The organism is Kitasatospora sp. NPDC001132, assembly GCF_053598415.1.
In genome coordinates this window covers 177788-202413 of the sequence record NZ_JBSFKF010000002.1, presented here as the reverse complement: position 1 = coordinate 202413, position 24626 = coordinate 177788, and the positions used below count along the sequence as shown (strand labels likewise).

Here is a 24626-nt window from a genome sequence, read left to right as displayed (position 1 = left end):
AGCGTGCGTACGGCTCAAGTCCCCTTGGGTAAAGGGTAGTTACTCGCTGGTTAATAGTTTCCCCGAAAGCTTCCGGAGTTGACGGTGTCTCGCCACACTGGTGGACATGACTCGCCCTCTACGCGCGTGGAAGTCCCGCGCCGCCGCCATCACCGCCGTCGCCCTGATGACCCTCGCCCCGGTCGCCGTCGCCACCGACGCGCACGCCGACGTGAGCGGCTCGGTCTGCCTCTCCGCCCTCCCGCCGCAGGCCACCGACACCCTCGACCTGATCGCCTCCGACGGGCCGTTCCCCTACTCCCAGGACGGCGTCGTCTTCCAGAACCGGGAGGGCGTCCTGCCCAGTGAGTCCTACGGCTACTACCACGAGTACACCGTCGTCACCCCGGGCTCCCCGACCCGCGGCGCCCGCCGGATCGTGACCGGCCAGGCCTACCAGGAGGACTACTACACCGGCGACCACTACGCCACGTTCTCCCTGATCGACCAGACCTGCTGAGTTCCCGCCACCCGGCCGCGACTGCCGCAGCAGCGCGGCAGCCGTGGCCGGGTTCAGAGCTCGGACGGCCCCCAGGCCCCCACCGTCAGCTCGTCCCCGACCCGCAGCGTGCCGGGCCGCAGCACCGCGAACTTGCTGCCGAACGCCACCCCGCCGGCCGCCGCCCGGCGGTACCGGGCCAGCGTGCGCAGCGGCTCCGGGCCGGCCTTGGTGCCGCGGTCCTGGTCCACCAGCGTCACCGCGCAGCGGATCGCCAGCTTGGCGTAGCCCAGTTCGGCCCCGCCCACCTCGACCCGGCGGACCAGGTCCTCGGTGTGCGGCTCGCTCCAGCCGTCCACCACCACGTTCGGGCGGAACCGGTCCATCGGCATCGGCCGGGCACCGGAGAGCTCGTCGAAGCGCTCCAGCGAGGCGCGCGACAGCATGTGCACGGCGCAGCTGTCCGCGTAGCCCGAGGTGCCCGGGACCAGTCCGTCGGTCACCCGGTCGTGCTCCGGCGGCACCCGGACCAGCCGGCTGCGCGCACCCAGCACCTCGGAGAGCCAGCCGGCGGCCTCCTCGCCCTGGTCGATGCCGAGGAGCGGCAGCTTGAACAGCCGCACCGGGCGGCGCGGGCCCTCGGCGTCCACCGCGACCGACACCGGCTCCACCCCCGCGGCGGCCAGCGTCAGCGTGCGGCCGTCCTGCGCCACCGTCGGGCGGACGGTGGCCAGCGCCGGATCCAGGCGCTGGGAGCGGAACACGCCCTCCTCGTCCACCACCATGAACGCCCGGTCGTGGGCCAGCCCCGCCGGGGTGAGCTCCGCCTGCGCGGCCGCCACTGCGGCGCACCCCTTCACCGGGTAGTACCGCAGCTCCGTCACCGTGGCCATCGTCCTGCCGCCCCCTTGGCGTCCGCGTTCCGTGGATCGTGCCGACCCCAGAGGGTAGTTGAGGGCCCCGGTCGGCGTGGTGGGCGGTACCCGCGAGTGTGGCGGGCGGTACCCGCGAGCGTGGTGGGCGGCCCCGCCTGGCGCGGATCGTCGGACACGCCCTAGGGTCGGGGGCATGGCACCACCGAGCAGCGCGAACCCCCCGGGGCGGCTCCGGCGGGACGCGCAGCGCAACCGTGACCTGCTGCTCGCCGCCGCCCGCGACATGTTCTCCCGGCACGGCCTGGACGTGCCGTTGGACCAGATCGCCAGGGAGGCCGGGGTCGGCAACGCCACCCTGTACCGGCACTTCCCCACCCGCGAGGCGCTGGTCGGCGAGGTGTTCGCGGACGCCGGGGGCGGACTGGCCGCCGCGGGCGAGGAGGCGCTCGCCGCCGAGGACGCCTGGAGCGGCCTCGAACGGTACTTCGGGCGGATCTTCGAACTGGTCGCCGCCGACCGGGGCATCAACGACCTGGTCACCCAGGCCATCCCGACCATCCCCGGAATGACCGAGATCAGCCGCCGGCACGCCGCCACCGTCGGCGCCCTGATCGCCCGCGCCCAGGACCAGGGCACCATGCGCCGCGACGTGGTGACCATGGACCTGCTCTTCCTCCTCGGCCCGCTCTGCCGCGCCCTGCCCGCCGCCACCGAGCTGCGGCCCGACCTCTGGCGCCGCTACCTCGCGCTCCTGCTCGACGGCTTCCGCGCCCGGGCCGCCCATCCGCTGCCGGTCCCGCCGATCGGTGAGGAGCACCTGGACCGGATGTTCGCGGACCTCTGGGAGGCGGAGCCGCCGCAGGCCTGAGCACGCGCTGTACCGGAGCGCGCACAGGCATCAGGGACGCGTACGGAAGCGCGGCCGCCGCGTCAGAGCCGTGTCAACGGGCCGGAGCCGCGGGGGTGCGGGCCGCTTTGCTGGGGTGGAATCGGCGCGGTCCGGTGCACGGGCGGCCGGGCACCAGGACGCGCGGGCGGACGGAGAGGCGGGAGCGGGGCCATGAGGGACAGTGGTGCGGACGAGCGCCGGATCGTGGTCGGCGTCAGCGGCTCGCTCGGCAGCCTCGCCGCGCTGCACCACGCGGTGGCCGAGGCCCGCCGGACGGACGCCGAGGTGCTGGGGGTGCTCTGCTGGACCCCGCCCGGCGACGAACTCGGCTACCGCCGCACCCCGTGCCCGCCGGTGGTCGACGCCGGCCGCGACGCCGCCGTGGCCCGGCTGCGGCAGGCCCTCGACGAGGCCTTCGCCGGCCGCCACGCGGGCGTCCGGCTGCGCTGCCAGGCCGTCCGCGGCGACACCGGCCACACCCTGGTGCGGTGCGCCGACCGGCCCGGGGACCTGCTCGTCCTCGGCGCCGGACGGCAGCGCGGCCCTCTCGCCCGACTGGTGCACCCCTCGGTCGCCGCCTACTGCGTCCGGCACGCCACCTGCCCCGTCCTGGCCGTCCCGCAGCCGCCGTTGCAGCGGGATCTGGAGGCCCTCCGACGTGGCCACGGGTTCAGGGAGTCGGCGGCGGGGAACCGCAGCCGGAGCGTCTCCGGCAATCCCTAGGACAGCCCGGCCGCCCAGGTGGCGCCGGCGGCCGGAACGCGGACGTCCATCAGCCGCCCGGCGGTGTACGGAACCACCTCGAGCCGAGTGCCCGTCATCCGGGGTTCCTCTCCGATTCGGTGAATGATCACGGGGCTGCTACTGTACTTCTCGTCGCGAGGGAGTGATTCCTCGCCAGGCGTCAGTGGTGCTACCAGAGCACGCCCTACTTTCAGTAGGGAGAGTCCGTGCGACCCGGGCCTGGCGCTCCGGATCGGACGGGGTCCGGTGCCGAGGAATCGGCGCCGGGCCCCGTCCGCGTTTCCGGGAGGAGACGGAATCAGGACGGCTGGCGGTCGGAGCCCAGCTCGCGGGAGATCCGCAGGCCGACCTGGGCGACGACCGGCCCGAGGGCGCGGACCCGGGCGGCGGTCATCCGTGAGGTGAGACCGGAGACGGACAGGGCGGCGGTGACCTCGCCGGTGTGGTCGAAGATCGGGGCGGCGACGCAGCGGACCTCGGGCTCGTTCTCCCTGTCGTCGATCGAGTAGCCGCGGGCGCGGATCCGGGCCAGGTCGGCGCGCAGCCGGGGCTCGTCGGCGATGGTCCAGGCCGTCACCGGGCGCAGGCCGGCCTCGACCACCTCGGCGACGGCCTCCTCGGGCAGCCAGGCGAGGATCGCCTTCCCGGTGGCGGTGCAGTAGGCGGGGGCCCGGCTGCCGACCCGGGACGCCATCCGGACGTTGGTCTCGTCCTCGACCTTGTCCAGGTAGACGATGCCGGGGGCCTGCCAGACGGTCAGGTGGACGGTCTCGCCCGCCTCGCGCTGGAGCCGGCGCAGGTGCTCGGCGGCGACGCTGCGCAGGTCGAGGGTGGTCAGGTAGGCCTGACCGAGCCGCAGCGAACCGTGGCCGAGCCGGAACCAGCCGGTCTCGCGGTCCCGGTCGAGGAGGTGCTCGTCCAGCAGGGGGCCCGCCAGCCGCAGCACGGTGCTCTTGTTGAGGCCGAGTCCGTCGGCGAGCTGGGCGAGCGGGACGCCGCGCCCGTCGCCGTGGTCGCGGACGTAGCCGAGGACGGCGAGCGCGCGGCGCAGCGAGGAGGACTGGTTGCGTTCGGTCGCGGATTTCTTGGGCGCCGTCTCCGTCATGGGTCCGTTCCCTGGTGTTGTTCCGGCGGTGTTCCCCCGCTGGTCGGCGGCGGTGGTCAGAACGTACCCGTTCGCGGCCGGATCGCCGCATCCTCGACACAACGTTGTGCAGTGCAAAACTTTCGCCAACTCCCCCTTGTTGGCGCCGATCGCCCCCGCCTAACGTCCCTGCCATCGAGCAGGCGACGTCGCCCCACCCGAGCGCTGCACCCTGCCGTACCCCCACCACTTCACCCACCATCGGCCCCGGTCAGGGCCTGCTTCGACGTGCCCGTCCCCGGCGGCGGACGTCTCGGCGGCAGCTGTCGGGAGGGGAGGTCTCCACCATGCGACTCATCGGACGGACCGCCGCGGCCGTCGTGCTCGCCGCCGGCTGCCTGGCCGCCACCGCCTGTGCCCCCGGCACCGCCTCGTCGGTGGGCGGCAAGGCCGCCGACGACCGGACCGGCACGCTGCAGGTCTGGCTGTACAGCGAGGCGGGCAACGCGGCCAAGGAGGCCGTGATCGCCAAGGCCGTGACCGAGTTCCAGGCCTCCCACCAGGGCGTCACCGTCAACGTCAGCTACATCGACACCGACGCCTCGGCCCGTGCGGCCAAGATGAAGGGCGCGTTCAACGACCCGAACAGCGCCCCCGACCTGGTCGAGTTCGGCAACACCGACCTGCCCGGCTACGTCGCCGCCGGCGGCCTCGCCGACATCTCCGCCGACCTGGACAGGTGGCAGGACAAGGGGGACCTCGACCCGGCGATCGCCAGGACCGCCGTCGTCGACGGAAAGACCTACGGCCTGCCCTGGTGGGTCGGCGTGCGCGCGCTGTACTACCGCACCGACCTGTTCACCGAGGCCGGCCTCACCCCGCCGACCTCGTACGCCGAGCTGGTCGCCGCCAACCAGAAGGTCCACGCCGCGCACCCGGACACCTTCGGCATCGCCGTCGGCGGCAAGTACACCTTCGGCGCGCTGCCCTTCGTCTGGGACGCGGGCGGCGACATCGCCGCCAAGGACGGCTCCACGTTCAAGGCGGCGATCGACTCGCCCGCCTCGCAGGCCGGCATCAAGCGCTACACCGACCTGTTCGGCCCGGACGGCTGCCCCGCCCAGCAGTGCGCGGACCTGACCGGCGGCAAGATCATCGACCTGTTCGCGGCCGGCAAGTCCGCGATGGCGCTGATGCCCAACTCCGCCCGCAGCAAGGTGGACGCGGGCGCGGTCAAGGGCAGGTACGGCGTGGTGCCGCTGCCCGGCGAGAAGCCCGGCTCGATCGCCCCGGCCTTCGCCGGCGGCAACAACCTGGGCGTGATGAAGGCGGCCAAGCACCGCACGCTGGCGGTCGAGTTCGCGCAGCTGCTGGCGGGCCCCGGGTACCAGGAGCAGATGTACGACGCGATGGGCAACCTGCCGACGCTCAAGTCCGTCAGCGGCAGGGTCGCGGCGAAGGACACGTTCCTGAAGCCCTTCACCGACACCATCGCGGCCGGCACGAAGTTCGTCCCGCTCGACCAGGCGTGGGCGCAGATCGACGCCCAGTCGGTGATCCCGACGATGCTCCAGCAGGTCGTCACCGGCAAGGCGGACGTGGCCAAGGCCTCGGCCGACGCCGCCGCGCAGATCTCCTCGGCCTTCGCCGCGCACTGACGGCCCCCTCCCGGTTCGCCTCAGAGAGCAGGTCCCGCACGTGTCCGTATCCACCCCGACCGCCCCGGCGCCGCCTTCCCCGCAGCGGCGCCGTGGGGGCAGGGCGCCGGCCGCACCCCCGGGCGGCCGGCGCCGGCCGCCCCCGCTGCTGCTGCTCCTGCCGGCCGCGGTCGTCCTGATCCCGCTGGTCGCCTACCCGATCTACCAGCTCGGCCTGCTGTCCGTCCTGGACTTCGGGCAGGCCCAGGCCTCCGGCGGCGCCCCGACCTCCTTCGTCGGCTTCGGCAACTACACGAGGATCCTGGAGGACGAGCAGTTCTGGACGGTGCTCGTCCAGACCATCGGCTTCGCCGCGTTCTGCGTGGTCGCCACCCTGGCCGTCGGCGCCACCCTCGCGGTGCTGCTCACCAGGGTCGGCCGGTGGCCGCGGCTGGTGCTGACCACCGCGGCGATGGCCGCCTGGGCGGCGCCGGCGATGACCGGTTCGACGGTGTGGAGCTTCCTGTTCGACACCAACCTCGGCCTGGTCAACCACACCCTGGAGGGGCTCGGGCTCTCCGGCTTCCACGAGTTCAACTGGTTCTACGACAAGTGGACGGCGTTCCTGGTCGTCGGCGCCGTGGTGGTGTGGCACTCCTACCCGTTCGTGATGGTCACCCTCTACGCGGGCATCCGTGCCATCCCGGAGGAGATCCTGGAGGCGGCCGCCCTGGACGGCGCCGGCACCTGGACGACCTTCCGCCGGATCACCGCGCCGATGCTGCGGCCGATCCTGACGGTCGTGGTGATCCAGTCGGTGATCTGGGACTTCAAGGTCTACACCCAGATCTACGTGATGACCGAGGGCGGCGGCATCGCCGGCCAGAACCTGGTGCTCAACGTGTACGCGTACCAGAAGGCGTTCGCCTCCTCGCAGTACGGGCTGGGCGCGGCGATCGGCGTGATCATGCTGCTGATCCTGGTGATCCCGACGGTCCTGTACATCCGCACGCTGCGACGGACGGGGAACGAACTGTGAGCCCGGCGAACTCCCTCCCCGCCGCTGCGCCGGCATCGGCGCCAGCGTCGGCGCCGACGCCCACGCCGGCATCGGCCAGGTCCGTCGGTGGCCGCCGGAACATCCGGGGCCGGTGGCGGCTGGCCGCCGACACCGGCGCGATCGTGCTGGCCGTGGTCACCGCCTTCCCGATCTTCTGGATGGTGCTCTCGGCCTTCAAGCCCAAGGGCGAGATCCAGTCGCTCGACCCCAGGCCGTGGACCGCCCACCCCACGCTGGACAGCTTCCGTCAGGTGCTCAGCGTGGACGGCTTCGGCCGCTACTTCGCGAACAGCCTGGTGGTGGCGCTGTCGGTGGTGGTGCTGTCGGCGGTCGTGGTCTTCCTGGCGGCGGTGGCCGTGACCAGGTTCCGGTTCAGGTTCCGCACCACCATCATGGTGATGTTCCTGATCGCCCAGATGATCCCGGTCGAGGCGCTGACCATCCCGCTGTTCTTCATGTTCCGCGACGCCGGCCGGTTCGCCCCGGGCATCGGGCTGAACACCCTGGCCTCGCTGGTCCTGGTGCAGCTGGCGTTCTCGCTGCCGTTCGGGATCTGGATGATGCGCGGCTTCGTCGCGGCCGTCCCGGTCTCGATCGAGGAGGCGGCGCAGATCGACGGGGCCGGCCGGACCCGCATCCTGTGGCGGATCCTGCTGCCGCTGGTGGCACCCGGCCTCGCCGCGACCAGCGTGTTCTCCTTCATCGCGGCGTGGAACGACTTCGTCTTCGCCAAGACCTTCATCATCAGCGCCACCCAGAACCAGACGCTCCCCTCGGCGTTGCTGGTCTTCTTCAAGCCGGACGAGAACGACTGGGGCGGCATCATGGCGGCGTCCACGCTGATGACCGTGCCGGTGCTGATCTTCTTCATCGCGGTGCAGCGCAGGCTGGTCTCCGGGTTGGCCGGCGCGGTGAAGGACTGACGTCGGCCGAGGGCCGCGCACCCGGGAGTCCCCGCCGTCGGCCGGGACTCCCGCGGCCGTCAGAGGACCGCGGCCGTCAGATGCTCGCAGCCGTCAGAGGACCGCGGCCGTCAGATGCTCGCAGCCGTCGGAGGACCGCGGCCGTCCGGTTCCCGCGGCGGTCCGGGCCCATGCCGACGGCCGTGGCCGTTCGGCTCAGGAGACGAAGCCGACGATCTGACCGTCCCTCCAGCGCTGCGCGAGCCGGAGCCAGCCGGCGACCTCCGCCACGGCCTCGGCCACCTCGCGTTCCGGCACGGGGGTGCGGCCTTCGCGCTCGGCCCGCTCGAACTGGTCCAGCGCCGTCCGGCAGTCCTCGGCCGACCAGGTGCTGCAGGAGGGCACGTCGCAGTGGGGCAGTCCGTCGGGCAGGCCGCCGTACCGGAACTCCGCGACCGAGACGGCGGTGATCCCGTACGCCTTCAGGCCCCCGTCCACGACCTCCAGCCAGTCGCCCCGGAACGGGCCGAAGGAGTCGACCTCCAGGGGCTGCCCGACCAGCCAGCACAGCCGCCGGTAGGCGTAGCCGTACTGGAAGGCGTGGTCCTCGTCCGCGGCGAAGGGCCCGCCGTGCACCACGGCGCGCAGGGCCTCCCGGGCGGTCGGAGCGCCCTGGGCGATCTCGTCGGCGAAGTACTCGTCGGACCTGTCCAGGGACGGGCCGAAGTACGCGAGGGCCTCGTCGACCGCCCCGTCGTTGCGGCTGCCGACGCGGGCGCGGAGCTCCGCGGGGTCGACCAGGTATGCGCTCAGGAAGGAACTCATGCCAGCACGGTAGCGGTCGCAACGGACAGCGGGCCGGGCGGGGCCGATCGTCCTGGGCGCCGGTGACCGCACTGAACCATCTTGCCACCGAGGCAAGTTGACTGATCGGAAGGGATGGCGCCGGCTCCGGGGCAGTGGGGCCGCAGGCGTCGGCGGCCCGGGCTCAGGCCACCGCCGCGGAGCCGTGGGACGGGACGGCGACGAGCACGAACTCCGCGCCGGCGTCGTCCCTGACCAGCGCGGCGCGGCCGTACGGCGCCGGAGCCGGCCCGGAGAGGACCGTGCCGCCGAGGGCGCGCAGCCGGTCGGCGGTGCGGTCGGTGTCCTCGGTCGCGAAGTGGACCAGCCAGCGCGCGCCCGCGCCCCGGCCGGGGCGGGAGGGGCCGATGCTGCACGCGGGCAGGCCGCCCACCCGGGCGAGGGCGTGGCCCGCCCGCGGCCGGTCGTAGGTGTAGCCGAAGACCCGGCGGTAGAACGCCCGGGCGGCGTCGGGGTCGGAGGAGAGGTGCTCGTTCCAGGCGAGCGCGCCCGGCTCGTCGACCAGGCCCGCGCCGTCGATGGTGCCGGCCCGCCAGAGCCCGAAGCGGGCGCCGAGCGGGTCGACGGCGAGCGCGGCACGGCCCTGCTCGGGCACCTCGTACGGCTCACGGGCGAGGCGCCCGCTGGCGGCCCGGACGGCGGTGGCGGTGCGCAGCGGGTCCGGGCAGGCGAGGAAGGTGGTCCAGGCGGGCGGTTCGGCCGGCAGTGCCCGTTCGACGGCCGCGACCTGGGCGCCGTACCGGGTGGCCACCGCCTCGGTGGGGGCGGTCGGGACGAACTCCCAGCCGAACAGGGCGCCGTAGAAGGCATGCGCCCGGCCCGGGTCCGGCGTCGTGAGCACGACCCAGCACGGGACCCCGGCGTGGTAGCTGCCCGGCTTCGGCATGCGGCCCTCCTGGTGGGCCCGGCGTTTCGGTGCCCGGCGCGCCGAGCGCCACCGGCCCCACCCGCCAGCCTCCGCGCCCGGCGGGTGGGCGGCAAGCGGGGTGCCCGCAGGCACGTCTCAGGACACCCCGTGCGGCCGGAACTGGATGCTGATCCGCGGGCCCACCGGGCGGGCCGTCTTGGGGATCGCGTGCTCCCAGGTGCGCTGGCAGGAGCCGCCCATCACCACCAGGTCCCCGTGGCCGAGCGGGTGGCGGACGACCGCCGGGCCGCCGGAGCGGGGCCGCAGCGCCAGGGTGCGCGGCTCGCCGACGGAGAGGATCGCCACCATGGTGTCCTCGCGGGCGCCGCGCCCGATCCGGTCGCCGTGCCAGGCCACGCTGTCCCGGCCGTCCCGGTAGTAGCAGAGCCCGAGGGTCTGGAAGGGCTCGCCCAGTTCCTGGGCGTAGTGCCGGCTCAGCTCCGCCCGGGCCAGGCCGAGCACCGGGTGGGGCGGTTCGGCGTGCGCCGGGTAGGAGGCCAGCAGGCGCGGGACGTCGACCGTCCGCTCGTACATCTCGCGGCGTTCGGCCCGCCAGGGCACGGTGGCGGCCAGCTGTTCGAACAGCTCGTCCGCCCCGTGCAGCCAGCCGGGGAGCAGGTCCAGCCAGGCGCCGTCGCCGAGCGGCTGCCGTCGCAGGCCGTCGAGCGGGCCGAGGCGGATGCCGCCGGGCTCCGTGTCGTCGAACAGCGAGGGCTGGAGGTGGACGGTGCCGTGCATGGGACCAGCGTACGCCTTCGTTCGAACGCATGCTCGAATATTCGAGTTCTAGGCTGCGGGTATGGCGATCAACGGCTTCGGGGTCACCGAGTTCCAGCTGGTACTGCTGCGCAGGATGGCCGACTTCCAGCCCGGGCTGGTCGAGGAGGCGGTGCGTCGGCTCGGCGCCACCCGGGCGTCGATGCGCGAGGCCAACAAGCGCTGGCAGGCGATGGTCCGCGCCCCTCGGTTCCCGCGCGGCGCCGCCCGCTACGCCGCCGTGCTCGGGCCGGCCGAGGCGAGCGCCCCGCGCCGGATCGGGGACCTCGCCTGTGTCGCCCGGCAGTGGACGCTGCCGCTCTGGCCCGAGCTGCGCTTCGAGATCCTGCTCGGCCCGGCGGAGATCGGCGGGCCGCTGCTCAACGAGTGGCTGGTGCGGGCGGCGGATGCGCCGGCCCCCGCGCTGCGCACCCTGGCCGACCTCGCGCCGTGGAGCTGTGTGGTGGGTGACGTCGGGGCCGCGTTCCCGCCGGCCGTGCCGCGCGAGGGGAGCGCGCCGACCAGGTTCCGGCTGGACTTCGCGGCACCGGACGCCGACGGGCGGCCGCGTCCGTGCGAGGCCGACTTCACCTGGGGGCTGCTCCAGGAGGTCCGCCCGATGGACGGCCGGGATCAGGACGGCCGGGGTCAGGGCGGGTCGGACCGGGGCGGTTCGGGTCAGGGTGGGCCGGGTCAGGGCATGAATATGCCGGGCTATGCAAGGTAATATTCAGTGAATGCCTTCGATTTGCAGGTCAAACCGGGAATGTGGCAGCCTAATCGCAGACATTGAAGAGCTTTGACATCGGAAAGTGAAGGATCATGTCGGACGGCGCCCGCGTCATCGTCGGAGTCAGCGGTTCACTGCACAGCCTGACGGCCCTGCACCGGGCGGCCGAGGAGGCTCGGGCCCGGCAGGCCGTCCTGGTGCCGGTGCTCGCCTGGACGCCGGTCGGTGGCGAGCGCAGCTACCGCGCCCGGCCCTGCCCGCCGCTGCTGCGCGCCTGGCAGGAGCTCGCCGAGGCGCGGATGGCGGACGTGCTGGAGCAGGCCTTCGGCGGCCTGCCGATCGGCGTGCCGGTGCGGCCGCTGGTCGTGCGCGGCGAGGCCGCGGCGGTGCTGACCGGGCTCGCCGACCGTCCGGGAGACCTGCTGGTGGTCAGCACCGGCGAGCAGGGCGGCCTGCGGGTCGGGCTGCGCAGGCTGGCGCGCCGCTCGGTCACCCGGCGCTGCCTGAGCCGGGCCCGCTGCGGGGTGCTCACCGTCCCGCCGTCCACGCTGCACGAGGACCTGCGCGCGCTGCACCGCGGCATCGACCTGCGGGAGCTCGCGGCAGCCTGACGGGCCGTCAACTCCGGTGGGTGGTCCGCCCGTCGACGATCGTCCGGGTGGGCCGCAGCTCGCGCAGCGCGTCCACCGGGCAGTCCAGCGGATCGACCGGCCACACCGTGAGGTCGGCGAACGCCCCCGGCCGCAGGCTGCCGCGCACCGCACTCTCGCCGGTCAGCCGGGCCGCGTTCACGGTGTGCAGTGCGACCGCCTCGGACCGGCCGATCGCGTGCTCCGGGCCGACCACCCCGGCCGTTGTGCCACGGGTGGTCATGCCCCACACCGACACCATCGCGCCGTACGGGCCGACCGGGAAGTCCGAGCCGCCGGTGATCAGCGCGCCCTCGTCCAGCCACTCGCGCAGCGGGAAGACCGCGGCGGTGCGCTCCTCGCCCCAGGCCCGCTGCTGGGTGAGCGCGCCGTCGTGCAGCAGCGGGTGCTGGACCGTCACCGGGATGCCGAGGGCGATCGCCCGGGCCCGCAGCTCCGGCCGGGCCAGACCGCCGTGCTCGACCACCAGCGTGCCGGGCGGCAGGCCGGGGTGGCGGGCGACCACCTGATCGAAGACGTCCAGCAGGACGCGCAGTCCACGGTCACCCCAGGCGTGCACGCCCACCCGCCGGCCCCGCCCGACCACCCGTTCCACCGCCGCGAGCAGCTCGGCCGGCTCCCAGAGCAGCCGGCCGTGGTAACACGGCTGCCCCCGGTACGGTTCCTCCACCGCGGCCGCCTCGAAACCTCCGTCGATGCCGAACTTGACGCCCCAGAGCCGCAGTCGGTCGTCGTCCCGGCCGGCGGCCCGCCAGTCGTCCATCCGGTCCAGCAGTGCGTCCACCTGCTCCGGTGTCCGGGCGGCGAAGCCGGAGACCAGCGCCCGGACGCGGACGGCCAGCGCGCCCTCGGCCCGGGCGGCGTCCAGCACGTCGAGGTCCTCGGCCGGCACCAGGCAGTCGCGGACGGTGCCGATCCCGGTGGCGGCGAAATCGGCGGAGGCGGCGCGCAGGCCCTCGATCCGCTCCGTGAGGGAGGGGCGCGGCACCACCCGCTCGACCAGCTCGACCGCCCGGTTGATCAGCCGCCCGGTGAGCCGGCCCCGCTCGTCGCGCTCGATCACACCGCCCGGCGGCGCCTCGGTGGCCTCGGTGATCCCGGCCAGCCGCAGCGCCGCCGAGTTCAGCACCATGTTGTACGCGCCGCGGCGCACCAGGACCGGGTGGTCGGCGGTGGCCGTGTCCAACTCCCCGGTGGTGGGCATCCGTTGCTCGGCCAGCAGGATCTCCTGCCAGTTGACCGTGGTGTGGATCCACTCCCCGGCGGGGGTGCGGGCGGCGCGCTCGCGGATCAGGTCGAGGAACCCGGCGAGATCGCGGGCCCGGTGCACCGGCACGCCGTGGACGCTGTGCCCGGCCAGGATCAGATGGGTGTGGGTGTCGTCGAAGGCGGGCAGCACGGTCGAGCCCGGGGCGTCCAGCACCTCGGTGCCCGGGCCGATCAGGGCGTCCAGCCCGTCGGGCGCGGGGGAGAGGGCGGTGATCCGCCCGCCGGTGACGGCGAGCGCCCGGCGGGGCGGCTCGCCGGGCACCAGGGTGTGCACGGCGGCGGCGCGGATCAGCAGGTCGGCGGGGGCGGGGTCGGTCATCGCGGCTCCTGGGAACGGGACAGCCCGGTGACCTTCTCCACGTACCGAAGGCTGGGCTCGGCGAGTAGTCCGTGCAACTCGGTGAACACCGCGCGGGCCGGCACCGCGTTCCAGTCGGCGGGCAGCAGCTGCGCCGGCAGCCCGGGGTCGAGGTACGGCAGCCGGCGCCACCGGGTGAGCATCGACACGTAGTCGCGGAACGCCTCGGCCGGATCGATCGAGGGCCGTCCGCGCAGCTTCTCGGCGGCCGGGCGCCAGGCGTCGGAGAAGGCCGCGTACTGCGCCTCGATCGCGGGGAGGTCCCACCAGCCCGCCACCGCGGTACGGGGATCGGCGAAGCCGGCGTACTCGGCGGAGAGGAACAGGTGGACGTAGGCGCTCAGCCCGAGCCGGTCCAGCAGCCGACGGGCGTCCGGCAGCAGCCGGGCGGGCGCCAGCCAGACCCCGGGGGCGGCGTTGCCGAAGCCGAGCCAGCTCAGCCGCGAGCGCAGCTGGTGGCGGTGGGCGCGGGCGGACTCGGGCACCGAGAAGACCGCCACCACCCAGCCGTCGGCGAGCACGGCGGGCTCCAGGCTGTGGAAGATCCGCCGGTCGCCCTCCTCGAAGACCGGCTCCATCGCCCCGGCGAGCCGGTACCCCGTCCCCCCGCGGCGCTCCTGGAGCAGGGTGCCGGCCTTCTTCAGCCGGGAGGTCGCCGAGCGGACGGCCGGGCCGTCGACGTCCAGTTCGGCCAGCAGGGCGATCAGGTCGGCGATGGATATCCAGCCGCCGAGGCGGCGGACGAACTCGCCGTAGACGGTGTGGATCAGGGAGCTCGGCCGGGGTGTGTGCTCGGACATGCGCGGGCCCTCCTCCCCGGCGACTGGTGGCGATCATAACGAGGCTGCGGGTCCTGGGCGGTGTCTTGCCGGTCTTCGCCGTCTCCGCCGATCGGGCGGGAACGGCGGAGCGGGTCTGCCAAGGGGTGTCCGGCGACCGGCCCCGCGCTTGCGACCGGTGCCGCCGGACACACCCGCTACGCGTAGGCGCCGGAGAGCAGGTGCCCGGCCCCGGGCGCGAAGGCGGGCAGGCCGAGGGCCCGCAGGAGCTGGTGGGCGGTGCAGACCGCGGCCGAGATCACCGGCTTGCCCAGCTGCTGCTCGGCCTCCTCGACGGCGGACAGGGACGGCATCTGCACGCAGGCCGAGAGCACCACGGCGTCCGCCTCGGTGTACGCGAGCGCGCGGGCGATCGCGGGGAGCCGGGCCGGGTCGTGGGCGGCCACGTCGAGGTTGTCGGCGATCTCCAGGGCGGCGTGGTCGAGCACCTCGATGCCCTCCGCGGCGAGGTACTCGACCACCGTGCGGGCCAGCGGGCGCAGGTACGGGGTGACCATCGCGACCTTCGCGGCCCCGAGTTCGTGCAGCCCGGCGACGAGCGCGCCGGCGCTGGTGACCACGGGCGCGGGGGCGCCGTTCCGGACGGTGCGCAGGTGCAGCCGCCGCTCGGCCTGGCGGTGGTAGCCGGGGCCGGTGGCCATCACGGCGACCAGGCAGGCGTAGCCGATCACATCCACCCGGGCGTCCGACAGCTCGGCGGCGCAGCGGTCGGACTCGCCGTCCATGGCCCGCAGTTGCTCGGGGGTGACCCTGGTCATCCGCATCCGGCTGGAGTGGAAGGTGAACCGCTCGGGCGCGACCGCCTCGCGGGCCCGCAGCAGCGCGGGGACCTCGGTCTCCATGGTGACGTTGGAACTCGGGACGATCTGGCCGATCCGGTAGGTGGTCATCGGGTGGGTGCTCCTTCCGGTCCGGGGCGGGTCAGCGGGCGTCGATCACCGGGTTGGCGAGCGTGCCGATCCGCTCGATGGTGGCCTCGACCAGGTCTCCGGGCTGGAGGAACTGCGGGGGCACCATCCCGGCGCCGACGCCCGAGGGGGAGCCGGTGGCGATCACGTCGCCCGGTTCCAGGGTGACGCCGGAGGAGATGTCGGCGATCAGCCGGGCGACGCCGAACAGCATGTGGCGGGTGTTGGAGTCCTGCCGCAGCTCGCCGTTGACCTTCAGCGAGAGGTCGAGCCGCTGCGGGTCGGGGATCTCGTCGGCGGTCACCACGACCGGGCCGAAGGGGGCGTAGCCGTCCTGGCCCTTGGAGAAGAACCACTGGCCGGAGCGGCGCTGGTCGCGGGCGCTGATGTCGTTGACGATGCTGTAGCCGAAGACGTGCCGCAGCGCTTCCTCCTCGGCGACCCGGAAGGCCGGTGCGCCGATCACCACGGCGAGTTCGCACTCCCAGTCGAGCTGCTTGGTGAGGGCGGCGTTGTGCGGGATGGGCCCGCCCGGGCCGGTGACGGCGGTCGAGGGCTTGCCGAACAGCACCGGGCGGTCGGGCAGTTCGCGGTCGGTGTCCAGGGTGCGGTGCGACTCCGCCACGTGCTCCACGTAGTTGAGGCCGACACCGACGATCTTGCCGGGGCGCAGCGGCGCGCACAGCGAGACCTCGGCGAGCGGCCTGGTGGCGGGGGCCCCGGCGAGCAGCCGGCGGGCGGTGGCCAGGGCCGGCTCCCCGGCGCGGATCAACCCGAGGAGGTCGGGGGGCAGTTGGGCCCCGGCGGCGGTGGCGAGGGCGGTCAGGTCGGCGACCCGGTCGCCGTCGATCCGGGCGCCGAGACGGGGGGTGTCGGTGCCGTCGGTGCCGTCGGCGTCGTCGGTGCGGAAGGTCAGCAGGTGCATGGTGGCGGGGCTCCTGGTCAGGCGGTGGTGGTGGGCTGCTGCCCGTCCGGGTGGGCCTCCTCGCGGTGCAGGCCGAGCGAGTGCATCACCGGGAAGTCGTTGAAGGAGAACAGGCAGGCGTCCTCGCCCTGGTCGAGGTTCGCGTGTTCGTGCCAGGCCCAGGACGGGACGACGAAGACGTCCCCCTGCCGCCACTCGAAGCGCCGTCCGGCGATCACCGAGACGCCGCGCCCCTTGGCCGCGGTGTACACCACCGAGCCGGTGTGCCGGTGGGCGCGGGTGGCCTGGCCCGGGCGCAGCAGCTGCAGGTGGGCGGACATGGTCGGCATCACCGGCCCGCCGGTGACGGGGTTGGTGTACTCCATGATCACGCCGTCGTAGGGCGATCCCTCCGTGGCGCGGGCGAGCCGGCACAGCGCCTCGTAGCTGGGCTCCCAGGGCCAGCCGAGCAGCGGCGAGTAGGGCCGGGTCCACTTCTCGACGCCGTACGGCAGCAGGTTGCCGCCGTGGCTGAGCAGCGAGGAGTTGACGACCGGTCCGGGCCGCTGGTACAGCTCCGGGTGGACCTCGTAGAAGTTGGCGTCGAGGGTGTTGACCAGCGGGATGTCCAGGCCGTCCTGCCAGATCACCGGGGCGTCGTCGGCTTCGTTGCCGTGCTCGTGCCAGGTGTTGTTCGGAGTGATCGCGAAGTCGCGCGGGCCGACCTTGAGCTTCTGCCCGTCCACGACAGTCCAGGCGCCGGTGCCCTCGTGGACGAAGCGCAGGGCGGAGGCCTGGTGGCGGTGCGCGGTCATCGCCTCGCCGGGGCCCATGATCTGCAGTCCGGTGTACAACAGGCCGACGGCGGCGCTCAGTTCGCGGCGGCCGGGGTTCACCAGCATCACCACCCGGCGCCCGGCGTCGTCGGCCTTCACCAGCGGCAGCGCCTTGCGCACCAGCGGACGGAGGTCGGCGTAGCGCCAGAGCACCGGGACGGACCGCGGCTGGGGGTACCAGGGCTCGATCTCGTTGGCGACCGTCCACAGGGCGCCGGCCTGGTGCTCCGCCAACTCCTCGTAGTAGGCCAGCAGTTCGGGGCTGTCGGTGACCCTGGCCCGGCCGATCCGGTCGTCGTCGTGGATATCGTCACGGTCGTCGTCACGGGCGGGGGCGCGCTCGACGAGGGGTTCGGGGGCGCTCGCGGTGACGGGCCCGGGGGTGCGGTCGGTGCTGGTCATGCCTCCTCCTCGGGGAGCACCAGCGGCCGCAGCGGACGGTTGTCCACGTGCAGCCGGAAGACGTCGAAGCGGTTGTAGTGGCCGACGATGTCGTGCATCTGCTTGGGCTGGACGCAGCGGCCGAGGTCGATCTCGGCGTAGACGACGCCCTCCTCGTCCACCAGCGGCTCGGTGACCGGGCGGCCGTCCGGTCCGAAGATCCCGGACAGGGCGCTGTGCGGCCGGGCGAGCTGCTTGCGGACCTGCGGGTCGTCGCCGGCGATCAGGTCCACGATCTCGGGCGAGACGGTGGAGCAGGAGACCACGGAGAACACCTTGCCCTCGAAGCAGTGCGCGGCGGTGCGCAGCGCGATCGAGTCCGCCATGTCGTAGTCCTCGGGGCCCACCGGCAGCGCGATGTAGCAGGCGACGTGGACCAGTTCGCCCTGCGCCAGCAGGGCGAAGCGGGCCAGCGGGTTGGTGTTCTCGCCGCAGGCCAGCGCGCCGAGCGGGCCGACGGCGGTGGGGTGCACCGTGAGCGTGCTGCCGTCGCCCTGCCCCCAGGTCAGCTTCTCGGCCCAGGTCGGCACCAGTTTGCGGTGCGCACCGAGCAGTTCGCCGTCCGCGTCGATGGTCAGCAGGGTGTTGTACAGCAGTCCGAGGCCGGGGCCGCCGCGCTCGTTGACCCCGATCACCAGCACCACGCCGGCCTGCCGGGCGGCGGCCCGCAGGGTGTCGACGTACGGGCCGGGAACGTCCACGGCGGCCCGGTACAGGCGCTCGAACCAGGGCGAGCCCTGCACCGGGTTCATCGTCCAGTTCCAGTACGGGTAGCCGGGCACGAAGACCTCGGGGAAGACCACCAGTTCGGCGCCGTGCCCGGCCGCCTCGTGGATCAGCGCGACGGCCTTGTCGACGGTGGCGGCCGGGTCCAGGTAGACCGGGGCGGCCTGGACGGCGGCGGCGGTGAAGCGGGGCAGCTGCGGCATGGTTCCTCGTCACTCCTCGGGGGCGTCGTCGGGACGGGGCGGTGACCAGCGGCGGTGGACGGGCGGGGACGGCTCGCGCAGCAGCCGCAGGTGCGGGGCGACCCGGTCGGCGTTCGGGCCCGGCGGCTTGCGGCTGCCCGCTCGCCAGGGCTCCGGCCAGCGGGCGCCCGGCCCGGTGTAGCCCTGCTCGGCGGCGGCGTGCAGCGTCCAGAGCGGGTCGTACAGCTGGGCGCGGCCGACCGCGACCAGGTCGGCCCGTCCGGCCAGCAGCACGGAATCGGCGTCGTCGAAGCCGGAGATCGCGCCGACCGCGATGGTCGGCACTCCGGTGGCGGCGCGGATCAGCTCGGCGAAGGGCGTCTGGTAGCCGCGCCCGTACGGCGGCCGCTGGTGCGACACCACCTCGCCGGTGGAGACGTCCAGCGCGTCGGCCCCGGCCCCGGCGAGCGCGCGGCAGATCGCCACGGCCTCTTCCTCGGTGGTGCCGCCGGGCGCCCAGTCGCTCGCCGAGATCCGCACCAGCAGCGGCCGGCCGGCGGGCCAGACGGCGCGCACGGCCGTCAGCACCTCCAGCGGCAGCCGCAGCCGGTGGGAGAGCGGGCCGCCGTAGCGGTCGGTGCGGTGGTTGGTGAGCGGGGAGAGGAAGGAGGAGAGCAGGTGGCCGTGGCCGAACTGGAGCTCCAGCACGTCGAAGCCGGCCCGCGCGGCCCGCTCGGCGGCGGCCGCGAAGTCCGCGGTGACGGCGGCCAGTTGGATGTCGTTGGCCTCGTGCGGCACCGGGCTGTCCGGGTCCCAGGGGATGGCCGAGGGGGCGATCAGCGGCCAGCCGTCGGCGAGCGGGCGCCCGACGCCGTCCGGCCCGGGGGTGTCGGTCGCGCCCCGGCGTCCGGCGTGGGTCAGCTGGATGCCGAGCGGAGTGTTGCTCACCGCCCTTACCGCGTCCACGAGTTGACGCCAGGCGCCCTCCTGGCGGTCGGTCCACAGGCCCGGACTGCGGTCGGTGGCCCGGCCCTCGGGGCAGACCGCCGTCATTCCGGCGAGCACCAGCCCCGCGCCGCCGAGCGCGTGGCCGGTCAGCTGGGCGCGGTCGAAGTCGCTGGGCAGCGCGTCGGGGGAGGTGTAGGTGGCGAGCGGGGGCACCACGACGCGGTTGCGCAGCTCCAACGCGCCCAGTTCCAGCGGCCGGAACATCGGCGGCACCCCGGGCGAGCCGCCGAGGGCGGTGTCCACGGCGTCCACGAAGGCGGGGTCGCGGGCCCGCAGGTTGCCGTAGGTGACCCGCCGGCTGCGGGTGAGCAGGTTGAAGGCGAACTGGTCGGGGCCCTGGCCGACACGCCGCCCGATGGTCTCGAACCACTCCAGACTGGCCTGCGCGGCACGCTGGGTGGACTCCACCACCGGGCGCCGCTCGGCCTCGTAGGCGGCCAGGGCCTCGTCCAGGGTGGGCTGTTCACCCAGCGCGGCGGCCAGGGCGAGGGCGTCCTCCAGGGCGAGCTTGGTGCCCGAGCCGATCGAGAAGTGCGCGGAGTGCGCGGCGTCGCCGAGCAGGACCACGTTGCGGTGGCGCCAACTCGCGTTCCGCACCGTGGTGAAGCGGATCCAGCGGGAGGCGTTGGGGATCAGCCGGTGGCCGTCCAGGTGCCCGGCGAACAGCTCCGCGCAGCGCCGCACGCTCGCCAGGTCGCTCTCGCCGCGCGCCGGCTCCCGCGCGGCGAGCGCCTCGAAGCCCGCACGGCGCCAGGGGTCCGCGGCCGCCTCGACGATGAAGGTCGAGCGGGTGGCGCTGTACGGGTAGGCGTGCACCTGGAGGACGCCGAAGTCGAACCGCTCGACGATGAAGGTGAAGGCCTCGAAGACCTTGTCGGTGGCGAGCCACATGTAGCGGCAGTGGCGCTCGTCCAGGTCGGGGCGGAAGCTCTGCGGATACGCGGCCCTGGTGCCGGAGCGGATGCCGTCGGCGGCCACCACCAGGGCGTACTCGGCGCAGAGCCGGTCCACCGGCGGGGCGGGGGTGCGGTAGCGCACGTCCACCGCCAGCTCGGCGCAGCGCTGTTGCAGGATGGCGCGCAGCCGGTTGCGGTCCAGGGCGGCGAAGCCGTGGCCGCCGCTGGTGCGGACCTCGCCCGCGTAGCGGATGTCGATGTCGCTCCAGCGGGCGAACTCGGCGCTGAGCGCGGCGAAGACGCGCGGGTCGGCCCGGGCGATGCCGTCCAGGGTCTCGTCGGAGAAGACCACGCCGAAGCCGGACTCGTCGTCCCGGGCGTCCCGTTCGAAGACGGTGATCTCCCGGTCGGGCGCCGACTGCTTGGCCAGGGCGGCGAAGTAGAGCCCGCCGGGGCCGGCGCCGACCACCGCGATCCGGGCGCGGTCGCGTGCCGCGGTCATGTCTCTGCCTCGGGGCTGGTGGCCGCGTCGGGATTTGTGGCCGCCTCGGGGCTGGTGGCCGGTTCCTGGCTCGTGGCTGCCCGGGGGCTCATGCGACCACCTCCGGCCGCTGCGGCCCGGCCTCCGCCAGCGTCCGGCGGACCTGCGCGGGCCACGGCTGGGCGCCCCCGTCGTGCGGGGCCGAGTGCACCACCGACATCCGTCCGCTCGCGGCCAGCCCGTGCGGACCGTGCACCTCGAAGGCGTAGTGCAGCGAGGATCCGCCGACCCGGTCCACCCGCAGCTCGGTGCGGACGAGGTCGCCGAACCAGAGCCGTTCGCGGTAGTCGGCCTCGAAGTGCACCCGGGGGATCCGCCCGAACAGGTCGGCCAGCCCCAGCCGGCGCAGCAGGGCCGCCTCCGCCGCCTCGGCCCAGCGCTGCACGGCGGAGAAGTGGTAGTGCCCGGCGGCGTCGGTGTCGAACCACTCCACCCGGCGCTCGATGCTGACACTGGCGGGAGTCCGCGCGGCCCGTCGGCGCAGCTCGGCGCGGTGCAGCTTGCCGGTCGCGGTGCGCGGCAGCTCGGGCACGAACTCGACCGCCCGCGGGTACTTGTACGGTGCGATGGTGCGTTTGACGTGCTCCTGGAGCCCGCGCGCCGTCTCGGGCCCGGCCGGCACGCCCGCACGCAGCACCACGTACGCCTTGACCACCGTGCCGCGCCGCTCGTCCGGCGCGCCGACCACCGCGCAGTCGGCCACGTCGGGGTGGGCGGCCAGCGCGTGCTCCACCTCGGGCCCGGCGATGTTGTAACCGGCCGAGACGATCATGTCGTCGTCGCGCGCCCGGAACCAGAAGTAGCCGTCGTGGTCCCGGACGTAGGTGTCGCCGGTGAGGTTCCAGCCGCCGCGGACGTAGTCCAGCTGGCGCTCGTCGTCCAGGTAGCGGCAGCCGGTCGGGCCCTTGACGGCGAGCAGCCCGGGCTCGCCGTCCGGCACCGGGCGGCCCTGCCCGTCCAGCACCGCGGCCCGGAACCCGGGGACGGGCCGGCCGGTGGAGCCGGGGCGGATGTCCTGGCCGGCGGCCGAGACGAACACGTGCAGCAGCTCGGTGGCACCGATGCCGTCGATCAGCCGCTGCCCGGTGGCCGCGTGGAAGGCCTGCCAGAGGGCGGCGGACAGCGGCTCGCCCGCCGAGACGCAGTGCCGCACCCCGGCCAGCCGGTCGGCCAGCCCGGCGGCGAGGATCGCCCGGTAGGCGGTCGGCGCGGTGAACAGCACGCTCACCCCGTGGCGCCGGACCTGCTCGGCGAGCTGCTCGGGGGTGGCTCGCTCCAGCAGCAGACTGGCGGCCCCGGCCCGCAGCGGGAACACCAGCAGGCCGCCCAGGCCGAAGGTGAAGCCGAGCGGCGGGGTGCCGGTGAAGAGGTCCTCGGGGGTGGGGCGGAGCAGGTGGCGGGAGAAGGTGTCGGCGATGGCGAGCACGTCGCGGTGGAAGTGCAGGGTGGCCTTGGGGCGGCCGGTGGTGCCGGAGGTGAAGGCGATCAGCGCGACGTCGTCGGCGGCGGTGCGGACGGCGGGGAATCCGGCGGGCTTCGCGGCGCAGCGGGCGGTGAGGTCCTCGGGGCCGGTGCCGCCGTAGCCGAGGACGTGCAGGCCGGGCGTCCGCGCCCGGTGCAGCTCGTCCAGGAAGCGGTGGTCGCACAGGGCGAGGACGGGCCCGGCGATGTCGTGCAGCTCGGTCAGCTCGGCGGCGCGCAACAGCGGCACCGTGGTGACGGCCACTGCGCCGGCCTTCAGTACGCCGAGCCAACAGGCCGCCAGCCAAGGGGTGTTGGGGCCGCGCAGCAGAACCCGGTTGCCGGGGACGAGGCCGAGGTCCTCGGTCAGCAGGCGGGCGATCCGGTCGGCGTGGTCGCGCAGTTCGCCGTAGGTCCACCGCTCGGTGGCGGTGAGCAGGCAGGGGCGGTCGGGTCCGAGGCTTTCGATGGTGTCGTCGAGCAGGGCGGCGGCGCAGTTCAGACGGTCGGGATACGCCAACTCGGGGAGTTCGAAGAGGAGTTCGGGCCACTGCTCGAAGGGTGGGAGGTGGTCTCGACAGAACGTGTCCACGTGCGCCGAGGGTGAGAGCTCCATGGGCGGCACCTCGTTGTGCGAGCTGGGAGTGAGCCCAGTATCGCGCGTCGGTGACGCCAGTCAAGAGACCGATACATGCATTCGGGCGACGGCCCGCTGCCCCGGCGGGTCGGCAGTCGGCGCTTGGCGGGCCCGGGCCGGCCGCGGCTCCGGTCGGTCCCGTCGGGTCGCCGTCGGCCGGGAGGAATCGGGCAGCTCCCCCTCCTGTGCCTGCCGGGCGCGCTCGGCTGCCAACCGGGCGAGTCCGAGGGGCCCGGACGTGTCGAGGTCGGTGCCAGGAGCCTCGACTCGTACGAGCAGCGGCACGCTGCCCACCCGGATCACGGCTACCGCCTCGCCGGCCGGCCGATCGAGAGCAGCTCGTGGTGGATCGGGAACATCTTCCGGCCGTCTTCCGGCCGTCGACGACCTGGTAGTCGAAGTCGTCGTTGCGCAGGTGCGCCGCGCGTCTCCGTCGGTTTCGTCAGATTCCTTTCGGCAAAGGCCGGTTGGGCGCACACGAGGACCCCTTGTGCAAGCTCGGACCGGTCCGCCGGACAACCGTGGACCAGACCACTTGTGAGGCCAAGGATTGACAGCGAGGCCCCGCCGGGGGTGGAACGCGCCCCCTTCCGGGCGACCGGGTGCCCCCGCACGGGCGCTCGAATCGCACGCGGGGGCGAATGTCCCCCGTCGAGTCGAACGGCCCTACGGGCGCCGGGGGTTCACCGCCGGGCATCACGCCGTCGGGGTCAATCCGCGAGCCCCAGCTGCCGATACCGGAGGTGATGCCGTTACGCCGTTCGGAGGAGCCCGTCATGCCCGACCTGTGGCTGCCCGGAGCCGAGATCCACGACCTCGGCGACCACGCGCCGACCGATCAGCAGTACCCGCCGAAGGCCATCGCCCACATCACCTGGGACCGCAACGCGACCGCCACGGCGCCGCAGGACTGGTGCCCCTACGAGGACCTGGTCGGCTACTTCACCGGCAGCGGCGCCGGTGACGCGCCGCACCTGGTCTGGGACCCGTTCAGCGGCCGCACGGCGCAGTTGTTCCCGGCCGACTCCCGCTCGAAGAGCCTGCTCAGCCCCGCCCAGAGCCCCACCCGCACCAACCGGGCCGGGCGGGTGGTGATCCAGATCGAGGCGGTGTTCTTCCCCTACTGCCGCTACCAGGGCCGCGTCTACCCGCGGCTGGTCGACACCCCCTGCGCGGGCTGGAACCGGATCCACGCCTGGATCTCCTCCTGGGGCGTGCCCGACATCTGGCCGATGGGCCGGCCGACCGACTTCTCCGGCCACCGTGACGAGCGGGCCTGGGAGGCCTTCGGAGGCTGGTACGCGCACGCCCACGTGCCCTACAACGACCACACCGACCCCGGCTCCTGGCCCGACTTCACCGCCGGGCCCGGCTTCCCGGACGACCCGCCCTCGCAGCAGCACCCGGTGCCCCCGGCCACGCCCGCCCGCTACCAGGTCAGCATCAACGGCCTGCCGTACGGCTACGGCGCCCGGGGCTACCAGGTGACGGTGGTCGGGCGGGCGCTGGTCTCGCACGGCTTCGGCGACCACTACCGCTCCGGCCCCGGCCCGGAATGGACGGACGCGGACACCGACAACTACGCGGACTACCAAAGGAGTCTGGGCTACTCCGGGCAGGCGGCGGACGGCGTCCCGGGCGAGGGCTCGCTGCGCCGGCTGCTCGGCTACCTGCCCGGTCCGCGGACGGTCTCGGTGTCCCACGTGATCGCGGCCGCCCGCACCGACCCGGGAGCCGAGCAGGGGCACCTGACGTACGGGTCCGAGGCGGCGATCGTGGAGCAGGCGCTCGTCGACGAGGGGCTGCTCGACCAGCGGTGGGTGGACGGCTCGTTCGGCAGCCGGACGGTCTCCGCGTACGCGGCCTGGCAGCGGCGGTGCGGGTACGAGGCGGGCGCGGCGGACGGGATTCCCGGGCAGGCCTCGCTGAACCGGCTCGGCGCGGCACAGGGGTTCGCGGTGGTCGACTGAGAGCGGCGCTGCTCCCGGGGGAGGCGCGGCGCCGCTGCCGTCGGGGGCGCGTACTCGCCTGGGAGTAGGCGAGG

The 24626-nt window shown here is 74.1% G+C and carries 22 protein-coding genes; 9 read left to right on the top strand and 13 right to left on the bottom strand.

Annotation, left to right across the window (positions count from 1 at the left end; translation table 11 throughout):
• The first annotated feature begins 106 nt into the window (after positions 1-106).
• Complete coding sequence (locus ACWDBE_RS03120; protein ID WP_449787562.1) at positions 107-499, top strand: ribonuclease; 393 nt, start codon at positions 107-109, stop codon at positions 497-499.
• Between the two features lie 53 nt (positions 500-552).
• Here the strand turns inward: ACWDBE_RS03120 and ACWDBE_RS03115 are convergent, their stop codons facing one another.
• Positions 553-1371, bottom strand: coding sequence for an MOSC domain-containing protein (locus tag ACWDBE_RS03115; RefSeq protein WP_449787561.1), 819 nt, complete (start codon positions 1369-1371; stop codon positions 553-555).
• 175 nt (positions 1372-1546) lie between these two features.
• On the opposite strand from ACWDBE_RS03115, the gene ACWDBE_RS03110 reads away from it, so the two are divergent.
• A complete protein-coding gene (locus ACWDBE_RS03110) occupies positions 1547-2221 on the top strand; it encodes a TetR/AcrR family transcriptional regulator (RefSeq protein WP_449787560.1) in 675 nt (224 codons plus the stop codon).
• Between the two features lie 192 nt (positions 2222-2413).
• A complete protein-coding gene (locus tag ACWDBE_RS03105) occupies positions 2414-2965 on the top strand; it encodes a universal stress protein (protein WP_449807064.1) in 552 nt (183 codons plus the stop codon).
• 319 nt (positions 2966-3284) lie between these two features.
• Here the strand turns inward: ACWDBE_RS03105 and ACWDBE_RS03100 are convergent, their stop codons facing one another.
• The gene (locus ACWDBE_RS03100; RefSeq protein WP_449787558.1) at positions 3285-4091 is read right to left on the bottom strand and encodes an IclR family transcriptional regulator; all 807 of its coding nucleotides are present in this window, start codon (positions 4089-4091) and stop codon (positions 3285-3287) included.
• A gap of 326 nt (positions 4092-4417) precedes the next feature.
• Between ACWDBE_RS03100 and ACWDBE_RS03095 the strand changes: the two genes are divergently transcribed.
• The 3 genes from ACWDBE_RS03095 to ACWDBE_RS03085 all read left to right on the top strand — a co-directional run bounded on the left by ACWDBE_RS03095 (position 4418) and on the right by ACWDBE_RS03085 (position 7690).
• Positions 4418-5728, top strand: coding sequence for an extracellular solute-binding protein (locus tag ACWDBE_RS03095; protein WP_449807063.1), 1311 nt, complete (start codon positions 4418-4420; stop codon positions 5726-5728).
• Positions 5729-5768: 40 nt separating this feature from the next.
• The gene (locus tag ACWDBE_RS03090) at positions 5769-6746 is read left to right on the top strand and encodes a carbohydrate ABC transporter permease (RefSeq protein ID WP_449807062.1); all 978 of its coding nucleotides are present in this window, start codon (positions 5769-5771) and stop codon (positions 6744-6746) included.
• Between the two features lie 152 nt (positions 6747-6898).
• A complete protein-coding gene (locus tag ACWDBE_RS03085; RefSeq protein WP_449807061.1) occupies positions 6899-7690 on the top strand; it encodes a carbohydrate ABC transporter permease in 792 nt (263 codons plus the stop codon).
• Positions 7691-7885: 195 nt separating this feature from the next.
• On the opposite strand, the gene ACWDBE_RS03080 is transcribed toward ACWDBE_RS03085, so the two are convergent.
• From ACWDBE_RS03080 to ACWDBE_RS03070, 3 genes are all read right to left on the bottom strand, one after another.
• Positions 7886-8494: a DUF7691 family protein gene (locus ACWDBE_RS03080; protein ID WP_449787555.1), complete on the bottom strand. Its 609-nt coding sequence runs from the start codon at positions 8492-8494 to the stop codon at positions 7886-7888.
• A 163-nt stretch (positions 8495-8657) separates the two neighbouring features.
• The gene (locus tag ACWDBE_RS03075; protein WP_449807060.1) at positions 8658-9419 is read right to left on the bottom strand and encodes a VOC family protein; all 762 of its coding nucleotides are present in this window, start codon (positions 9417-9419) and stop codon (positions 8658-8660) included.
• A 117-nt stretch (positions 9420-9536) separates the two neighbouring features.
• Positions 9537-10178: an alpha-ketoglutarate-dependent dioxygenase AlkB gene (locus ACWDBE_RS03070; protein ID WP_449787553.1), complete on the bottom strand. Its 642-nt coding sequence runs from the start codon at positions 10176-10178 to the stop codon at positions 9537-9539.
• Between the two features lie 61 nt (positions 10179-10239).
• On the opposite strand from ACWDBE_RS03070, the gene ACWDBE_RS03065 reads away from it, so the two are divergent.
• Both ACWDBE_RS03065 and ACWDBE_RS03060 read left to right on the top strand, forming a co-directional pair.
• A complete protein-coding gene (locus tag ACWDBE_RS03065) occupies positions 10240-10923 on the top strand; it encodes a hypothetical protein (protein ID WP_449807059.1) in 684 nt (227 codons plus the stop codon).
• 95 nt (positions 10924-11018) lie between these two features.
• A complete protein-coding gene (locus ACWDBE_RS03060; protein WP_449787551.1) occupies positions 11019-11537 on the top strand; it encodes a universal stress protein in 519 nt (172 codons plus the stop codon).
• Positions 11538-11544: 7 nt separating this feature from the next.
• Here the strand turns inward: ACWDBE_RS03060 and ACWDBE_RS03055 are convergent, their stop codons facing one another.
• The 8 genes from ACWDBE_RS03055 to ACWDBE_RS03020 form a co-directional block, all read right to left on the bottom strand.
• Positions 11545-13164: an amidohydrolase gene (locus ACWDBE_RS03055; RefSeq protein WP_449807058.1), complete on the bottom strand. Its 1620-nt coding sequence runs from the start codon at positions 13162-13164 to the stop codon at positions 11545-11547.
• Positions 13161-14003 (bottom strand): PaaX family transcriptional regulator, encoded by an 843-nt coding sequence (locus ACWDBE_RS03050; RefSeq protein ID WP_449787549.1) that lies wholly within the window; start codon positions 14001-14003, stop codon positions 13161-13163. The genes ACWDBE_RS03055 and ACWDBE_RS03050 overlap by 4 nt, the downstream gene beginning before the upstream one ends.
• A 176-nt stretch (positions 14004-14179) precedes the next feature.
• Positions 14180-14932, bottom strand: coding sequence for a maleate cis-trans isomerase family protein (locus ACWDBE_RS03045; protein ID WP_449807057.1), 753 nt, complete (start codon positions 14930-14932; stop codon positions 14180-14182).
• Between the two features lie 31 nt (positions 14933-14963).
• Complete coding sequence (locus ACWDBE_RS03040) at positions 14964-15875, bottom strand: fumarylacetoacetate hydrolase family protein (protein WP_449807056.1); 912 nt, start codon at positions 15873-15875, stop codon at positions 14964-14966.
• Positions 15876-15892: 17 nt separating this feature from the next.
• Positions 15893-17092: a cupin domain-containing protein gene (locus ACWDBE_RS03035; RefSeq protein WP_449807055.1), complete on the bottom strand. Its 1200-nt coding sequence runs from the start codon at positions 17090-17092 to the stop codon at positions 15893-15895.
• Positions 17089-18060 (bottom strand): carbon-nitrogen hydrolase family protein, encoded by a 972-nt coding sequence (locus ACWDBE_RS03030; RefSeq protein WP_449807054.1) that lies wholly within the window; start codon positions 18058-18060, stop codon positions 17089-17091. Before ACWDBE_RS03030 ends, ACWDBE_RS03035 begins: the two co-directional genes overlap by 4 nt.
• A gap of 9 nt (positions 18061-18069) precedes the next feature.
• Positions 18070-20445 (bottom strand): oxidoreductase, encoded by a 2376-nt coding sequence (locus tag ACWDBE_RS03025; protein WP_449807053.1) that lies wholly within the window; start codon positions 20443-20445, stop codon positions 18070-18072.
• 88 nt (positions 20446-20533) lie between these two features.
• Positions 20534-22561 carry an AMP-binding protein gene (locus ACWDBE_RS03020; protein WP_449807052.1) on the bottom strand — a complete coding sequence of 676 codons (2028 nt, stop codon included), beginning with the start codon at positions 22559-22561 and terminating at the stop codon, positions 20534-20536.
• Positions 22562-23358: 797 nt separating this feature from the next.
• On the opposite strand from ACWDBE_RS03020, the gene ACWDBE_RS03015 reads away from it, so the two are divergent.
• Complete coding sequence (locus ACWDBE_RS03015; protein WP_449807051.1) at positions 23359-24552, top strand: peptidoglycan-binding protein; 1194 nt, start codon at positions 23359-23361, stop codon at positions 24550-24552.
• Positions 24553-24626: the final 74 nt, after the last annotated feature.

Bases quoted from the DNA above. Each gene is read 5' to 3' on its own strand.
- ACWDBE_RS03120 (WP_449787562.1), top strand. From the start codon at position 107: ATGACTCGCCCTCTACGCGCGTGGAAGTCCCGCGCCGCCGCCATCACC.
- ACWDBE_RS03115 (WP_449787561.1), bottom strand. From the start codon at position 1,371: ATGGCCACGGTGACGGAGCTGCGGTACTACCCGGTGAAGGGGTGCGCC.
- ACWDBE_RS03110 (WP_449787560.1), top strand. From the start codon at position 1,547: ATGGCACCACCGAGCAGCGCGAACCCCCCGGGGCGGCTCCGGCGGGAC.
- ACWDBE_RS03105 (WP_449807064.1), top strand. From the start codon at position 2,414: ATGAGGGACAGTGGTGCGGACGAGCGCCGGATCGTGGTCGGCGTCAGC.
- ACWDBE_RS03100 (WP_449787558.1), bottom strand. From the start codon at position 4,091: ATGACGGAGACGGCGCCCAAGAAATCCGCGACCGAACGCAACCAGTCC.
- ACWDBE_RS03095 (WP_449807063.1), top strand. From the start codon at position 4,418: ATGCGACTCATCGGACGGACCGCCGCGGCCGTCGTGCTCGCCGCCGGC.
- ACWDBE_RS03080 (WP_449787555.1), bottom strand. From the start codon at position 8,494: ATGAGTTCCTTCCTGAGCGCATACCTGGTCGACCCCGCGGAGCTCCGC.
- ACWDBE_RS03075 (WP_449807060.1), bottom strand. From the start codon at position 9,419: ATGCCGAAGCCGGGCAGCTACCACGCCGGGGTCCCGTGCTGGGTCGTG.
- ACWDBE_RS03070 (WP_449787553.1), bottom strand. From the start codon at position 10,178: ATGCACGGCACCGTCCACCTCCAGCCCTCGCTGTTCGACGACACGGAG.
- ACWDBE_RS03065 (WP_449807059.1), top strand. From the start codon at position 10,240: ATGGCGATCAACGGCTTCGGGGTCACCGAGTTCCAGCTGGTACTGCTG.
- ACWDBE_RS03060 (WP_449787551.1), top strand. From the start codon at position 11,019: ATGTCGGACGGCGCCCGCGTCATCGTCGGAGTCAGCGGTTCACTGCAC.
- ACWDBE_RS03055 (WP_449807058.1), bottom strand. From the start codon at position 13,164: ATGACCGACCCCGCCCCCGCCGACCTGCTGATCCGCGCCGCCGCCGTG.
- ACWDBE_RS03050 (WP_449787549.1), bottom strand. From the start codon at position 14,003: ATGTCCGAGCACACACCCCGGCCGAGCTCCCTGATCCACACCGTCTAC.
- ACWDBE_RS03045 (WP_449807057.1), bottom strand. From the start codon at position 14,932: ATGACCACCTACCGGATCGGCCAGATCGTCCCGAGTTCCAACGTCACC.
- ACWDBE_RS03040 (WP_449807056.1), bottom strand. From the start codon at position 15,875: ATGCACCTGCTGACCTTCCGCACCGACGACGCCGACGGCACCGACGGC.
- ACWDBE_RS03035 (WP_449807055.1), bottom strand. From the start codon at position 17,092: ATGACCAGCACCGACCGCACCCCCGGGCCCGTCACCGCGAGCGCCCCC.
- ACWDBE_RS03030 (WP_449807054.1), bottom strand. From the start codon at position 18,060: ATGCCGCAGCTGCCCCGCTTCACCGCCGCCGCCGTCCAGGCCGCCCCG.
- ACWDBE_RS03025 (WP_449807053.1), bottom strand. From the start codon at position 20,445: ATGACCGCGGCACGCGACCGCGCCCGGATCGCGGTGGTCGGCGCCGGC.
- ACWDBE_RS03020 (WP_449807052.1), bottom strand. From the start codon at position 22,561: ATGGAGCTCTCACCCTCGGCGCACGTGGACACGTTCTGTCGAGACCAC.
- ACWDBE_RS03015 (WP_449807051.1), top strand. From the start codon at position 23,359: ATGCCCGACCTGTGGCTGCCCGGAGCCGAGATCCACGACCTCGGCGAC.